General features: G+C 58.9%; 11 protein-coding genes and 1 pseudogene. 11 read left to right on the forward strand and 1 reads right to left on the reverse strand.

The window, feature by feature from the left end; genetic code table 11:
• Positions 1 to 17 precede the first annotated feature (17 nt).
• The 4 genes and pseudogenes from trbF (at position 18) to NLM27_RS03040 (ending at position 3,110) form a co-directional block, all read left to right on the forward strand.
• A complete protein-coding gene (gene trbF / locus NLM27_RS03025) occupies positions 18 to 698 on the forward strand; it encodes a conjugal transfer protein TrbF (RefSeq protein ID WP_254141924.1) in 681 nt (226 codons plus the stop codon).
• On the forward strand, positions 695 to 1,669 hold the full coding sequence (trbG, locus tag NLM27_RS03030) for a P-type conjugative transfer protein TrbG (RefSeq protein ID WP_254141925.1): 975 nt from the start codon (positions 695 to 697) through the stop codon (positions 1,667 to 1,669). Before trbF ends, trbG begins: the two co-directional genes overlap by 4 nt.
• Positions 1,666 to 2,865 (forward strand): TrbI/VirB10 family protein, encoded by a 1,200-nt coding sequence (locus tag NLM27_RS03035; protein WP_254141926.1) that lies wholly within the window; start codon positions 1,666 to 1,668, stop codon positions 2,863 to 2,865. Before trbG ends, NLM27_RS03035 begins: the two co-directional genes overlap by 4 nt.
• A 1-nt stretch (position 2,866) precedes the next feature.
• A pseudogene (locus NLM27_RS03040) lies at positions 2,867 to 3,110 on the forward strand (DUF2274 domain-containing protein).
• On the opposite strand, the gene NLM27_RS03045 reads toward NLM27_RS03040, so the two are convergent.
• A complete protein-coding gene (locus tag NLM27_RS03045) occupies positions 3,083 to 4,030 on the reverse strand; it encodes a LysR family transcriptional regulator (RefSeq protein ID WP_254141927.1) in 948 nt (315 codons plus the stop codon). The pseudogene NLM27_RS03040 and the gene NLM27_RS03045 overlap by 28 nt on opposite strands.
• An 838-nt stretch (positions 4,031 to 4,868) precedes the next feature.
• On the opposite strand from NLM27_RS03045, the gene NLM27_RS03050 reads away from it, so the two are divergent.
• The 7 genes from NLM27_RS03050 to NLM27_RS03080 all read left to right on the forward strand — a co-directional run bounded on the left by NLM27_RS03050 (position 4,869) and on the right by NLM27_RS03080 (position 14,768).
• Positions 4,869 to 5,828, forward strand: coding sequence for a helix-turn-helix domain-containing protein (locus NLM27_RS03050; protein WP_254141928.1), 960 nt, complete (start codon positions 4,869 to 4,871; stop codon positions 5,826 to 5,828).
• Between the two features lie 66 nt (positions 5,829 to 5,894).
• Complete coding sequence (locus NLM27_RS03055; RefSeq protein WP_254141929.1) at positions 5,895 to 7,382, forward strand: aldehyde dehydrogenase family protein; 1,488 nt, start codon at positions 5,895 to 5,897, stop codon at positions 7,380 to 7,382.
• Positions 7,383 to 7,441: 59 nt separating this feature from the next.
• Complete coding sequence (locus NLM27_RS03060) at positions 7,442 to 9,172, forward strand: GMC family oxidoreductase (RefSeq protein WP_254141930.1); 1,731 nt, start codon at positions 7,442 to 7,444, stop codon at positions 9,170 to 9,172.
• A 1,179-nt stretch (positions 9,173 to 10,351) separates the two neighbouring features.
• Complete coding sequence (locus NLM27_RS03065; protein WP_254141931.1) at positions 10,352 to 11,209, forward strand: xanthine dehydrogenase family protein subunit M; 858 nt, start codon at positions 10,352 to 10,354, stop codon at positions 11,207 to 11,209.
• 4 nt (positions 11,210 to 11,213) lie between these two features.
• Positions 11,214 to 13,502 (forward strand): xanthine dehydrogenase family protein molybdopterin-binding subunit, encoded by a 2,289-nt coding sequence (locus tag NLM27_RS03070; protein ID WP_254141932.1) that lies wholly within the window; start codon positions 11,214 to 11,216, stop codon positions 13,500 to 13,502.
• A 1-nt stretch (position 13,503) separates the two neighbouring features.
• A complete protein-coding gene (locus NLM27_RS03075) occupies positions 13,504 to 14,007 on the forward strand; it encodes a (2Fe-2S)-binding protein (RefSeq protein ID WP_254141933.1) in 504 nt (167 codons plus the stop codon).
• Positions 14,004 to 14,768 (forward strand): ABC transporter ATP-binding protein, encoded by a 765-nt coding sequence (locus NLM27_RS03080; RefSeq protein WP_254141934.1) that lies wholly within the window; start codon positions 14,004 to 14,006, stop codon positions 14,766 to 14,768. Before NLM27_RS03075 ends, NLM27_RS03080 begins: the two co-directional genes overlap by 4 nt.

Here is a 14,768-nt window from a genome sequence, read left to right on the forward strand (position 1 = left end):
ACTCTTGAGGTCAAATCATGTTCAAACGATCGGCCGTCCACTATGGCCGCACGCCCGCACCGGTCACGCCCTATCAACGAGCAGCTCAGGTCTGGGATGACCGCATCGGCTCGGCACGAGTCCAGGCCAAAAACTGGCGCATGATGGCATTCGGCTCTCTTTTCCTATCCGCCGGTTTCGCCGCGGCGCTTGCGTGGGAGTCAGCACGGGGCACCATCACTCCTTGGGTGGTCGAGGTCGATCACCTCGGCGAGGTGAAAGCTGTCGCGCCCGCTGATTCCCCCTACCAACCAAATGATCCCCAGATTGCCTTTCATCTAGCCCGGTTCATCGAACACGTCCGTGGCCTTCCGATGGACGCGATCGTGCTGCGCCAGGACTGGCTCCGCGCCTACGACTTCACGACGGACCGCGGTGCTGCAGCCCTCAATGATTACGCGCGCAACAACGATCCCTTCGCCAAGGTTGGGAAGACGCAAGTGGCGATCGAAGTCTCCAGCGTAATCAGGGCGTCTCCGGAAAGCTTCCGCTTAGCCTGGATCGAACGGCGCTACGAAAATGGCCAGCTTGCTGCCTCGGAGCGGTGGAGCGCAATTCTCACGATTGTCTTGGTGCCGCCCCGTGACATCGACCGGCTGCGCAAAAATCCGCTCGGGATCTACGTCAACGCCATCAACTGGTCGAAGGAGCTGGGATGACCACGCCCTCTATTTCTCGGACGTCAGGGACGTTGCGACGCAGCTTGGCGTCAACCCTTTTGGTCTCGGCTCTCGCGCTCGGCGGATGCACCGCTTTCAAGCCTCCGCAGATCAGCTACGACAGCGATCTCCCGCCGCTTCCCGATCCGCCAGTGCTGAGCGACGATCGGCCGCGACCTCTCCACGTGCCGCCCGCCTGGACCCCGGCGCGCGGCGGCAAGCAGAAAGAAGCCAAGGAACCGGTCGAAAGGATCGAGAGCGCCAACGACGCGGCCCGTGTTCAGCCCCGCAAGGCGGCGTATTTCAACGCGGTGCAAGTGTTTCCCTATAGCCCGGGCGCCCTCTACCAGATCTATGCCGCACCGGGACAGATCACCGACATCGCACTGGAGCCGGGTGAGCAATTGATCGGTTCGGGACCTGTAGCTGCCGGCGACACTGTGCGATGGGTCGTCGGCGACACCGAAAGCGGTAGCGGGGATACCCGCCGCGTTCACATTATGGTCAAGCCGACGCGGTCCGAAATTGCGACCAATCTTGTCGTCAATACCGATCGGCGCACCTATCTGCTTGAATTGCGTTCCCGCGAAAAGCCGTACATGCCTTCGGTGACCTGGTTCTATCCCGAAGATCGCGCGCGTGGCCGGGGCGTGCCGCCGACGCCGATTATCCCCGATACAACCCAGCGCCGCTATCGCTACACCATCGAGGGCGACAACCCGCCCTGGCGTCCGATCAACGCCTACGACGACGGACGCAAGGTCTATATCGAATTCTCGCCGGGCATTGCACAGGGTGAGATGCCGCCCCTCTTCGTCATCGGGCAGGACGGGAAGACCGAGCTTGTCAACTATCGCGCTTTCGGAAGTCTGTTGATCGTCGATCGGCTTTTCGCCGCCGCCGAATTGAGGCTAGGAGGTGAAAGCCAGCAGAAGGTGCGCATCGTCAGAGCCGATGGGAGGTCGTCATGACCGATACGAGCAGCGGGCCACCGGAACGGAATGCTGCGCCGCCACGGGCACGCGACGATGCTACGAAAGCGTTCCAATTGCGGCCTGAGCGTCCGGGCGTGACGCGGATCTCGCGTAGGGTCCTGATCGGAGGCGCCGCCCTGGTTCTTGCCCTCATGTCTGGAGCAATGTTCTTGGCGCTGCAATCTAGCAAGAAGGGCACTCCTGCTTCCGAAGAGCTCTATTCGACTGATCACCACAATGTTGCCGACCAACTTGCCGGCCTGCCGAAGGACTACTCAGGCGTTCCGAAAGATGTGCCACCGCTTGGTCCACCTCTTCCCGGCGATTTGGGTCGGCCGATCGTCGCGGCGCAGACCCAGAACGGTGCATTGGCGGTTGACGCTGAACAACAGCGTGTCAATCAGGAGAGCGAAGCGGCGCGCACAAGCAAAGTGTTCGCCTCTACAAATCGCCGAACGCCGACTGCGACGACACCGACGAGTGATGCCGCAGCAAATAGTACGGCGTTGTCCGATGAAGCCTTCGCGCAAAATGGCCAGGAGCGAAAGCTTGCCTTCGTGAACGCGGCGGTCGACCGGCGTACGACGAGTCCCGATCGTCTGGTCAAACCAGCATCGCCGTTCGTGGTGCAAGCAGGGACCGTGATTCCAGGTGCGCTGCTGACGGGGATCCGCTCCGATCTCCCTGGCCCGATCACGGCGCAAGTCACCGAGGCGGTATACGACACTCCTACCGGCCGAACCCGGCTCATTCCACAAGGGGCACGGCTGATTGGTTCTTATGATAGCCAAGTCGCATTTGGGCAGTCACGCGTGCTTCTGGTCTGGACCAGGTTGATCATGCCGAATGGCCGGTCCATCGTACTTGAGCGACAACCAGGAGCCGATGCCGGCGGGTATTCCGGCCTAGAAGACGGGGTCGACAATCACTGGAAGGAGTTGTTGGGTGCAGCTGCGCTCTCAACTCTGCTCGCCGTCGGGACCGAGGTGAATTCCGGTAGCGACGTGAACAATAATAACAGCGGTATTATTCAGGCATTGCGAAGAGCGGCAGGGGATTCGGCCAATCAGACCGGTCAGCAGATCGTTCGCCGCAATCTCAACATCCAGCCGACCCTCACTATTCGCCCTGGATTTCCGCTGCGGGTCATCGTCAATCGCGATCTCGCACTCGAACCGTATGGAGGCAAATAACTTGGCAAAGCTCAAGCTGGGTGCACTCGCCGATGATAAACCGTGTCAAGGTCACGCATGAGTTGCCGGCCGCCGTACATCGGGACCTTCTCGCGTATTCGGACATTCTGGCGAACGAAAGTGGTCAACCCATTGGCGATCCGGCCCGGCTGATTGCTCCAATGCTGGCGCGCTTCATGGCGACGGACAGGGTTTTCGCAAAGCTTCGCCGCAAACGTCAGAGCATCGGGGAGCGCGAGGGATAACGCTCACAAAGCAGCTCTAGAAAGGTCTTCAGTGCGGGGTTTTCGTTGTCATTTTGCCAATAGGCCGAATAGCTCAGTACGCTCGGTCCGCTACCGTCGCGCAGTTCCCGATATACGAGGCCCGAAAAGTTCGCACCTATGTCTGATTCCAAAACGATGCTAATCCCTGCCTTCATCGTAACAAGGCTCTTGAGCGCACCACGACTAACGTCGTGCCGCTCGATCTTCGGACGCTCGCTTGGCGAAACTAGCTTAGACACCAATAGATCCTCGATTTCTTGCCCTGGATCGTATTGGCTTAAGATGATGGTCTCGTTGCGCAAATCAGTCCAATATACGACCTCCCGTGTCGCCAAGTTATGTTCCGCGGGCAAGAGCGCAAATACCCGCTCATTCCAAAGCGACTTGATACTGCCATTCAGTACCGGAAGCTTCCCGATGATGATGAGAACATCGAGCACGCCATTGCGTAGCGCCGTCGCCAGACTTGCGCGCCGCCGTTCAACTACTACGACTTCAATTTGAGGAAATCTCTGACGGAAATCCAGCAGGGATGCCCTCAAATTGCCTGTCGTGAGGGATGTGCAGAATCCAATAGCAAGCCGGCCGGCCTCGCCTCTGCCAGCAGCCTGTGTTATGGCGGCAAGTGCATCTAGCTGCTCCAGTATGGAGCGTGCCATTCGCAAGAAGTGACGACCAGTCAGCGTCGCTCGTACGCCCCCGCTTGAGCGTTCAAATATCGTGGCGCCGAAGCGCCGTTCGAGTAGTTGAACCGAACGGCTGAGGGTCGACTGCTTGATCGACAAAACTTCGGCTGCTTGTCTGAAACTGCCGTAGTCATCCGCTGCTAGGGCGTGTCGAAGCTGACTCAGCGGTACATTCAGGTTGCCGCGTGGCGTAGGTACACGTTCTCTTTCCATGTCTCAATATCCACTACCTGGCGTTGCCGCGGCATTGAAAAAACTCATCTAGTTCATTGAGGATTCTTTTGCGGGCTTGGATTGACTCAGCCAAACACGTTGACGCCGAGTGTTGGCGTCGTGCTGATCCCGAGCCAACTCGTTGCCGAGCCGGTGAACTGTTGTCTGGGTCACGTCAGGATCCCGCGATTTGCCGCGCGAGATCGCCGACCAAGTTTATCAATCGACGTGATGAAGCCGACATCACGATCGGAGACGGATCGCGCGACGATCGAGGCTGTCACGCAGAATGCGTTCCGCATTCGATGAGTTTATGGTCTGGCACATACCATGCGCGCCCACTCACATTGCCTGCCGCGCCATTAGGATCGGCGCGAAGGCCGTCAACAAGAAATTACAAGGCGCGACCATTTAATCGCGAGCTCGTTGTTGAGCGCATCAAGGCGACCAAGCTGAGAGATCGAGTTTCAAGAAAGAGCCGTGGCGGCGCGCCTTCGAATAAATGAAGGCCGCTGGACGGCCTCCCTTATCTTCTTGGCTCGACCGCGATAGTCTGTCCCGTTTCTGGAGTAAAAGAAAGAGATTGACCAAAAAATGGAATTAATATCTCTTTTGTGACAGGAGGGCATAGCAGACACTTTGCCTCCTCTCTGGGCAAAGGAGAGGGGGGATTTGCGACGCGTAGGGTCGGGACACCATCTGGGGCGGCCGCGATGTTGGGTGCGCTCACGCAGGCTGGATCTCGGCCAGCCAGCGGCGAACTCTTTTGGAAGTGTCCCGCTCAAGACCGTCGACGTCGGTGTTCTCAAGCAAGTGCAGGGGCACGCAGGAGGAGAGCATGGTCACGGACAGTTCCGACCTCACGAGACCGGTGTCCCGATCTCGTGAGGTTGAAAAGATCGTCGAGAATCGGACAGCGCACTACAGCGCGCATTCCGAAGCGGCGACTTACTACACAAACACCGCTGCGCAGGTACAGTTTCGCTTCTCAACTCCGATCATTTGCCGCCTGACCAGTGGCTTCAAGATCATGCGGGTTGGCGACAGCGATCCCTTCGACTTCCACGTCGGAGACGTCATGTATGTGCCGCAAGATACAACGATCGACGTGGACCTCTCAACTGCGGCGCCCGATACGCCTGTCCAATGCGACTGTTTTGAGATCGAAACCGTCCGAATGCAAAGCGTGATCGCGCGTCTGAACGACAGCGTCTCCTCAAAAGGAGACGATGTCGGCGTCCTGATGGACTGGGAACGCTTCGTCGTGGTCCCGAAGGACGAGGGAGATTACCTGCGCCTGGACCATCTGATGCACCTATTCCAGAACCGCGATGCGCTTTTCGGAGATGCTTTGATCGAAAACGGCATAGATGAGGTAATCCTGTCGTTGCTGCAGCGGCATGGTCGAAACCTGCTGATGCTAAATCCGGATACGGCGGCGGATAACGGCCTCAACATGGCAGCGCGCCTGATCCGAGAGAATCTGCACCTGCATCTGCCCAATGCCGAACTCGCGAAGGTCGCTTGCATGAGCGAGTCGACGCTGCAGCGTCAGTTCTTGCGGCGCTTTGGGCTGTCGCCGGCGCGATTTGCCCAGAGTCTCAGGATCACCAAGGCCCGCCACCTACTCGAGCAGTATGGCATGTCGGTCGAGCAGATATCCCAGGACCTTGGATTTTCGAGCACCGGACACTTCACGCGTATATTCCGCCAGTTCACCGGCGAGCCGCCAGCAAGTTATCGGCGCAAGCGCCAGACTCCCGAGATGCGCATGTGGGAGCAACGTACAAGAAATTGACCGCAACATTCCTAGTCAAGCGTCCCGCGACGGCGACATCATGTCGTCAACAACAGGGGGGCGTACGTGCTTGATTGGAATGCTACAAGAGCTCTGAATATATCCGCTGGCCTGTTCATCGACGGTCAATGGACGCCCGGAGAAGCCGGCGCGAGCTTCAGCAGCCTCGATCCTACGACCGGCGAGGTGTTCGCTCGCGTGACCGAAGCGGGCGCAAGCGAGGTCGACGGGGCGATCGAAGCCGCCGCCCGTGCGCAGCCCGGCTGGGCGGCCCTACCACCAGCGGCTCGTGCAGCAATGTTTTATGCCGCGGCTGAGCTCTTCATAGGTCGACAGGATCAATTCGCTCAGGCGCTGATCCGTGAGACGGGATCGGGCTATGGCAAGGCGATGTTCGAGTGCTCGCAGATACCGATTGCGCTACGCGAAGCCGCGGGACTTGCCACCCGGGACATTGGTGAGATCCTCCCCAGCCAGGTCCCAGGTAAATACAACCGTACTTACCGCACGCCCGTCGGGGTCATTGGCGTCATCACGCCATGGAATTTTCCTCTCTACCTGTCGATCCGCGGCATTGTGTATGCTCTAGCGCTTGGCAACACCGCAGTGCTGAAGCCGTCCGAGGACAGTCCCGTCACCGGCGGCTTGATGATAGCGGAACTCTTCGCTGATGCCGGCTTCCCAGCGGGGGTCCTGAACGTGGTGACGACATCGCGCGATCGGGCTCCCATCGTCGGAGATGCCTTCGTCAAGGATCCCCGCGTCAAAGTCGTGAGCTTCACGGGCTCGACGAAGGTCGGACAGATGCTGGCGACGGCCTGCGCGCCGATATTCAAACCTGTTGTGCTGGAGCTCGGCGGGAAGAATCCGACGATCGTGATGGAGGATGCCGACCTCGATCGTGCGGTGGACATCGCCTTCTTCGGCAAGTTTCTCCACCAGGGACAGATCTGCATGTCCTGCGATAAAGTTCTGGTGGCTCGTTCCGTCTACGACCTCTTTCTCGAAAAACTGGTCGCCAAGACGCGCAACTTCGTGCCGACTAATCCTGCAGAACAGACTTGCGTCATCGGTCCTTTGATCAACGGACGCGCTCTGCAGCGCGTAGAAGCGATGGTCAATGAAGCAGTCGCAGCGGGCGCCAAGGTTCATTGCGGTGGCAATAGCCGGGGTCCCTACTATGAGCCAACTGTGTTGTCGGCCGTTACGCGCGATATGGCGGTGTGGATCGACGAGATTTTTGGGCCGGTCGTGACGGTCACGCCGTTTGACACTATCGGCGAGGCTGTGGCGATGGCGAACGACACGCCATACGGCCTGAGCGCCTCAATCGTGACCGGAAATCCGATGCTCGGCGAGATGCTGGCCGAGCGCATCCATGCCGGGATGGTGCACGTCAATGACAGCACCGTTCACGATGAACCGCATGCGCCGTTTGGCGGCCTGGGAGCCTCGGGCGGCGGCGGTAAATGGGGGCCGAAGGGGGCGATCGAGGCCTACACGGTGCAGCGCTGGATAGCGACGCAGCGCGAGCCGCGCACGCTTCCTTTCTAGGCCCGGACAAGGCGGGGAGCCCATGCCTTACCCACGACAATCTTTACAGGGGGAATACGATGAATCCACGAGAAACTGACGCGCTCGCTAAGGGCGACTACCTGAATTTGCTGGAAGAAGGGCTTGTGCACGGTCGTCTTGATCGCCGGCGCTTCATGAAGCTCGCGCTGGCCGCTGGAGCCAGTCTTGCCGCCGTGCAAGCAGCTGCTCAGACGCTCGGCGATGCAGCGATAACTCAGCGCTACAACTCCCAAAATCTGAAACCGACCTACGACTACATCGTCGTAGGCTCGGGCTCAGGCGGTGCCGTCGTAGCCGGCCGCCTTGCTGCCAAAACCGACGCAAATGTGCTCGTACTCGAGGCGGGCGGCACCGATCAGCTCGATGCGGTGCTCAACCCGAGCCTCTGGACCAGCAACATCCGCACTGATCGTGAATGGGGTTTCACCGCTGAGCCGAACGCCAAGGTCAATGGGAGGTCGCTTATCCTGCCCATGGGCAAGGTCGTTGGCGGCGGCTCATCGATAAACGCCATGATTTGGGCGCGAGGCCACAAGAACGATTTTGACTTCTGGGCTGCTGAAACCGGCGACGACGCGTGGAGCTATAAGAAGGTCCTGCAGATCTACAAGCGGATCGAGGACTGGCACGGAAAGCCCGATCCGGACCGTAGAGGCACGGGCGGTCCTGTCTATGTCGATCGGGTTCGGGACGTGAACCCTGTTGCGCCTGCATTTGTCGAGGCTTGTGGCACGGTGGGCATCCCGGCATTCGAGGATATGAATGGCGAGATGATGGAGGGCAATGGCGGTGTCGCGTTGGCGAATGTGCGTATTCGCGATGGACGCCGGCTGAACATTCCATCGGCCTATCTATGGGAGAATCTCAAGCGAAAGAACATCACGCTGCTGACCGGAGCTACGGTTCAAAAACTCGAGTTTAGCGGCACGACGGTAAAAGGCGTGACTTTCGTGAAGGATGGGACCGTGCATACGGTTAGAGCCACATCGCGGGTGGTCCTGTCCGCGGGCGCGATCAATACGCCCAAGCTATTGATGCTGTCGGGCATTGGCCGCGCGCAGGATCTCAAACCCCTGGGCATAGATGTGCGCCATGACCTGCAGGGTGTCGGGCAAAACTTCCAAGATCACATCCTGGCGGGTGGTTGCATCTGGGAATACAAGACCCCGCTGCCTCCGGCCAACAGCGGTGCTGAGGCGACTTTCTTCTGGAAGTCTAACTCCGCGTTGGACACACCCGATATGCAGCCGTTCTGCGAGGAAATACCTTATGCAAGCGAGGTGACGGGCAAGCAGTACGAAGTGCCGGCTGGTTCATGGACGATCGCCCCTGGCATCGTGCGACCGCGCAGCACCGGCGAAGTCAAGTTGACATCAACAGATTTCTCGGTCGCTCCCAAAATCGACGGCGGCTTTCTTCGCGAGGATGCCGATCTCACGGCGCTGGTCCACTGCATCGAGCTTTGCCGCGAAATCGGCAATTCGGCGCCGCTCTCGAAGTTCGCCAAGCGTGAGGTGATGCCTGGTCCGCTGTCGAAGGCGGCGCTTGCCGACTTCGCTCGCAATGCAACCGGAACGTATTTCCACGAGAGCTGCACCTGCAAAATGGGCAAGGGCGAGACATCGGTGGTCGACGGCAAGCTTTCGGTTCACGGAATCGAAGGCCTTTCGATCGCAGATGCTTCGGTCATGCCGCGTATCACGACCGGTAACACTATGGCGCCGACCGTGATCATTGGCGAACGCATGGCGGACATCCTGACTGGCTAACGTTGGAGGTCTGTGGCTTTAGGTGCGAACCTTCGGGGTCGAAGTTTAAAGGGCGGCCAGAACTTCGTCGCTATCCGAGGGCATCGTTCCTCCTTCCCGGCCGACGGCCAATAGGTCGCTTGGACGGGAAGGAGGCGAGCGGTACGCGTCCGCGTCAGTGCCTCGGCCAGCGTGAGACCCGTTACCGACCGGGCCGGCAAGGCAAGTTCGACTCCTCTTGTCTCATGCCCACGACCGTACGGACCGATCGAGCCAAATCCAGGATTCTACCGGCTCAAAAGCATGAGCCAAGCAGAAGTAGCGGACGAAGGTAAGGTGCACTGGTCGGCTGTTTGGCTGGCGCTGCGATAGATTTAGAAAACTCATCATCTTCATTGAATATTTTCATTTGCTGGCATCGACTGACTCGCCAACGATGCAGTGAGGCGCGCGCTGCTGCATTCGAAGCCCACCGCGCCTGACGTGTGCGGTCGAGCTGGTCTAGATCATCGGCTGGACAATGTGGAAATAGGCGAGGCGGAAGCCTAGGGCTTTAATCGCTTGAGCGTGGGGCGGCTTCGAAGACGAAGGCGACTCGATGAAATGGCCATGGCGGTTTGCTCTAGCGCGCAGCCTCGATCACATGACGCCGCTCAGCAGCAAAACCCTTGAGCGACCGGTGCTGAGAGCATAGCTCGGCGCGCGTTGATGACTTCCGGTCCTGCCCAGCATGAAAATGATTGGTCAAAACGCACGCGATCTTGGATCGCGCGTAAGTCAGATTTCGGAATCAGACAAACGTCTTCCTTTAGATGGAGCCAGAATGTCCAACTCTAGGGTGCATGCCATTTTTTGTACGGATGGTTCGCCGGGATGCCAATTTCGGCATTCCGGGTGCCAAACTTTAGGCTTAGCATGCCTTTGTTCTAGTCATTGTCCAATTTTGTAACGAGAAAAATATAGCAATACCAATATGATAGATCATAGTTGCGCCAAAGTGACCGAGTTTGTCCTAAAAAGTTGACATGGGCGTGTCGGTCTGCAAACTTGGGTGCTGTGAGCTGCTGAGAACCGTTCTGATGTTTCACTGTCTCTTCCGAAGCGTGATGCTTGCCCTGGTGCTACCCGCACCATCGGTGCTTGCTGATTTTAGTGCTGGCGCGGCCCGGATTGATCGGTCGTGCAATTTTGAGGCTCGTCATGCTGAGCTTTGAACTTTGCGAGCCGCATACACTGGAGGATGCCTTCGACCTCCTGGGCCACGATGATCCAGGTGTGCGTCCGATGGGGGGCGGTACCGCGCTCATGCTGATGATGAAGGCTCAGATGTTCAAGCCGATGAGGCTTGTGAGCCTGCGGCGCATCGCTCCCTTTTCTGGTCTGGCATTGAGCGAAGATGGTGCGCGACTGCGCATTGGCGCAATGGCCACGTTTTCAGAGATTGAGCACTCTGACGTCGTTCGAAGGCATTTCCCGGCCGTTGTTCAGGCCATGAAGACGCTTGCCAACGTGCGGGTGCGAAATGTCGCGTCCGTGGGTGGAAACCTGGCTCACGCAGATCCGCATCTCGACTTGCCGCCGCTTTGGATGGCGCATGATGCCACGGCCCGCCTTGTCAGCAAGAATGGAGAGCGGGTTATTCCCGTCGCGGAGATATTTCGTGGCTATTACGAGACCTCGATCTCGGACGGCGAGCTGATTTCAGAGATTTGTGTGCCACTTCGCGAGGGCTGGCGGTCGACGTACGCAAAGATCACCACTCGCGCCATCCATGATTGGCCGGCGTTGGGCATCGCCGTATCCCTTCAGCTGGAGGGAGGTGTCGTTAGAGATTTGCGCATTGTTCTGAGCGCGGCTCTCGATAAACCGACGCGGCTGAGAGCGGCGGAGGAGGTCCTGCGAGGGGGCGAAGTCGACGAGGTGCGCCTGCGACGTGCCGGCGAAGCGGCTGTTGCGGAGGTCGAAATCCATTCCGATAGCCGCGGTTCTGCTTCTTACAAGAACCATTTGTTGCGCGTGCATCTTGCGCGCGCGCTTCAGTCCGTCATTGGAGGTTGATACAATGGTGGACATGATGCCGGTTGGGAACATTGGCCGGTCGGTCACGCGTCTCGAAGCGCGTGAAAAGGTGACGGGGCGTGCGGAGTACGTCCATCATCTCCGGCTTCCGGGAATGCTTTACGGAAAGATTTTCCGTAGCACCGTCCCGCATGCGCTTATTAAGAGCGTCGACATCTCGGCAGCGCGGGCCGTGGAGGGGGTCTTCCGTGTCGTTACGATCGACGACATCCGGACTGTCATTCCGAATCCCTACTATGGGCCGGCGTTTCACGATCAGCCCATCCTGGCGGACGGAAAGGTTCGTTTTGCCGGAGAGCCAGTGGCGGTCGTGCTGGCGTCGGATCCGCGTGTTGCGGAATATGCGGCGGGCCTGATTACTGCGGAGTACGAGGAGCTCCCCGCAGTGTTTGACGAGGTCGAGGCAATGACTTCGAGCGTCTGCGTTCATGACGAGCTCAAGCCGGCCGCGACGTTCCCCGATCTGCAGCACCTAAAGGGCCGGAGCGGCACAAACGTCGCTCTCGACTACAAGCTCGTGCGGGGCGACGTCGAGGCCGGATTCAAGTCGGCCGACCACGTCTTCGAGCACACCTTCCGCTGTCAGCAGGCGATGCACACTCCCATGGAGCCTTTCGTCTCCGTCGCCGACGTGCAGGACGGGCGCATGACGCTGCATACGGCATCGCAAGGGCCGTCGTTCGTGCGCATTGAGATGGCTCGCCTGCTTGGATGGCCGGAAAATCGCGTACGCGTCAAGGTTCCGCACATCGGCGGTGGCTTTGGCGGCAAGCTCTACATCAAGCTTGAAGCATTGGTGACCGCGCTATCTCTCCTGATTCAGCGCCCAGTCAAAATCTCACTCACCATGGAAGAGCAGTTCTTCATGGTGACCAAGCACGCCTGCACTTTCACCATCAAGAGCGGTGTCAACAACGACGGGAAGATCGTCGCGCGCCGCTGCAAGATCTTCTGGAACGGTGGCGCGTATGCGGACATCGGCCCCCGCGTGACTCAGAAGGCGGGTTTTACGTCGGCGGGTCCATACGACATCGAGAACGTCGCGATCAACTCGTATGCGGTTTACACGAACCGTCCGCCGGCAGGTGCTCTTCGGGGCTTTGGAGCGCCGCAGACCGCGTGGGCGTACGAGTGCCATACCGACATGATCGCGGAGGCACTTAAGCTCGATAAGATCGAATTTCGACGCCAGAATCTTTTGCGCGAAGGCCGGCCCCAGGCATCCGGCACGATTGTGCGCGACGCGGCACTCGACAAGGTGCTTGATCAAGTGATCAGCCGAATGGGATGGCACAGTCCCTTAGAGAGAGGGAGCGGAACCATTCGTCGCGGTCGCGGCGTCGCGCTGGGTATCAAGGGCATCACATCGCCGACCACGTCAGTTGCGATCGTCAATCTCTACGGCGATGGAAGCTGCGGCTTGTATATCGGTACCGTCGACATGGGACAGGGCTCCGATACGGTCATGGCCCAGATCGCCGCTGAAGTTCTCGGCCTCAATGCCGAAGCTATTCGCGTTATCCATCCTGATACCGATGTCACGCCGTATGACATGGGCACATTGGGATCCCGCTCGACATTTCATATGGGGACGGCGGTGCGCCTGGCAGCGGAAGATGCAAAGGCGAAGATCTCAGCACTGGCGGTCGAGCTGGGCCTAGCGCCGAACAGCAACATCCCGCTCAGCGAGATGTTGCGGAAGAAGTATGGAATGCAAGCTGGCAACATCATCGGAACCGGCAGCTTTATTCCAGCCTACAAGAAGCCGGATCCTGAGACCGGTCAGTCGGTGAACGCAACCCCATTTTGGGGCATCGGCGGCGCCGGCGCCGAAGTTGAGATCGATACGGAAACCGGTCGCATCTCGGTGACCAAGCTGGTCAACGTCGTGGATGCGGGCGTCGCGCTCAATCCCACCTTGGTCAGGCAGCAGGTTTCTGGCTCGGCGATCATGCAACTCGGTTTCACGATGACTGAGAACATGATCTTCCGCGATGGTCAGCTCACCAACGGATCGCTGGCCGATTACAAGATTCCGTCTCTGTTGGATATTCCCCCGCAGTTCATCAACGAGTTCGTCGACTCGCGACAGACCACCGGGCCATTTGGCGCAAAGGGCACGGGCGAAACATCGTCCATTTCACTGTCGCCCGCAATCGGCAACGCGGTGGCGGATGCGCTCGGGATCCATATGACCGACTTGCCGCTGACGCCGGAATCCATCTTCCGCGCCATCCAACTCAAGAATGGTACGCCGCTGGCGGAGGACTGAGATGATTGAGCCACGAACCATTCGCTTCACGCTTAACGGAGTTGCGGTGTCGTCAAGCGTCATGCCGCATGAAACTCTCATCGAGGTTCTCTCCCAACGCTTCGAATTGAAAGGTGCGCGGGAGAGTTGCGGCCAAGGCCTATGTGGTTGCTGCACGGTCTACGTGGATTCGAAGGCCGTGTCGTCGTGCCTCTATTTGGCGTGGCTGGCCGATGGCGCGCAGGTGGTCACCGTGGAGGGCATCAGCAACGGTCAAAAGCTTGACCCGGTTCAAGAGGCGTTCATCGAAGCCGGCGCGTTCCAGTGCGGCTTTTGTACGCCAGGCTTCATCATGATGGTGAAGCAGTTGCTGGATACTCATCCTGATCCAAGTGACGATGAAATCCGGCATTACCTTTCCGGCAACCTTTGTCGCTGCTCGGCTTATCCGGAGATCGTCGACGCCGTGAAGCTCGCCGCATCTCGCCGGGCCGGATCCGAACAGCTCGTACGGGAGGTCCGATGACGGACGTTGTAGTTCCTCTCAAGCCCGATGCGCGCGCCGCATCGAAGCCGTCGGTCCTTACGGTTGCGGGGCTGACCGCTGGATATGGTGACGTCCAGGTGTTGTGGGGCGTCGATTTGGTTGTCCCGAAGGGCGAGATTGTATCCATCGTCGGTCCCAACGGGACCGGTAAGACCACGTTGCTTCTTGCCATCTCGGGCATGGTACGTGCCCGCAGTGGGAACATCCAATTCGACGGCGAGGAGATCGCAAACCGGAGCGCCGATCAGATTGTTGGGAAGGGTCTGATCCATGTGCCGGAAGGACGGAGGCTCTTTCCGACCTTGAGCGTGCGGGACAATCTTTTGCTCGGCTCCTACGCGCGCACCGACAGTCCGGCTGAGATTGCTCGCGATTTAGACCTCGTCTTCTCAATCTTTCCCATTTTGGCCGAGCGTTCGAATCAGGGCGCGACGACCATGTCTGGTGGCCAGCAGCAGATGTGCGCGATCGCGCGCGGTATCATGGCGCGACCCAAGCTTCTCCTGATTGACGAGCTTTCACTCGGCCTGGCGCCGAAGGCTGTCGAGCTGCTCGCCGAGAGCCTGGTCAAGATCAACGAGCAGGGCATCTCGATCCTGCTTGTTGAGCAGGATGTGATGACTGCATTCGAGATTGCGACCACCGGGTACGTGCTCGAATCCGGCAAAGTTCGCATGCATGGTCTGACAAAAGACCTCATGAAGGACCCCTCCGTCCAATCTGCCTACATGGGTCTATGA

Origin of the sequence: Bradyrhizobium sp. CCGB12 (assembly GCF_024199845.1) — a bacterium.
Taxonomy (GTDB): Bacteria; Pseudomonadota; Alphaproteobacteria; order Rhizobiales; family Xanthobacteraceae; genus Bradyrhizobium.

Bases quoted from the DNA above. Each gene is read 5' to 3' on its own strand.
- trbF (WP_254141924.1), top strand. From the start codon at position 18: ATGTTCAAACGATCGGCCGTCCACTATGGCCGCACGCCCGCACCGGTC.
- NLM27_RS03035 (WP_254141926.1), top strand. From the start codon at position 1,666: ATGACCGATACGAGCAGCGGGCCACCGGAACGGAATGCTGCGCCGCCA.
- trbG (WP_254141925.1), top strand. From the start codon at position 695: ATGACCACGCCCTCTATTTCTCGGACGTCAGGGACGTTGCGACGCAGC.
- NLM27_RS03080 (WP_254141934.1), top strand. From the start codon at position 14,004: ATGACGGACGTTGTAGTTCCTCTCAAGCCCGATGCGCGCGCCGCATCG.
- NLM27_RS03075 (WP_254141933.1), top strand. From the start codon at position 13,504: ATGATTGAGCCACGAACCATTCGCTTCACGCTTAACGGAGTTGCGGTG.
- NLM27_RS03045 (WP_254141927.1), bottom strand. From the start codon at position 4,030: ATGGAAAGAGAACGTGTACCTACGCCACGCGGCAACCTGAATGTACCG.
- NLM27_RS03060 (WP_254141930.1), top strand. From the start codon at position 7,442: ATGAATCCACGAGAAACTGACGCGCTCGCTAAGGGCGACTACCTGAAT.
- NLM27_RS03065 (WP_254141931.1), top strand. From the start codon at position 10,352: ATGCTGAGCTTTGAACTTTGCGAGCCGCATACACTGGAGGATGCCTTC.
- NLM27_RS03050 (WP_254141928.1), top strand. From the start codon at position 4,869: ATGGTCACGGACAGTTCCGACCTCACGAGACCGGTGTCCCGATCTCGT.
- NLM27_RS03070 (WP_254141932.1), top strand. From the start codon at position 11,214: ATGGTGGACATGATGCCGGTTGGGAACATTGGCCGGTCGGTCACGCGT.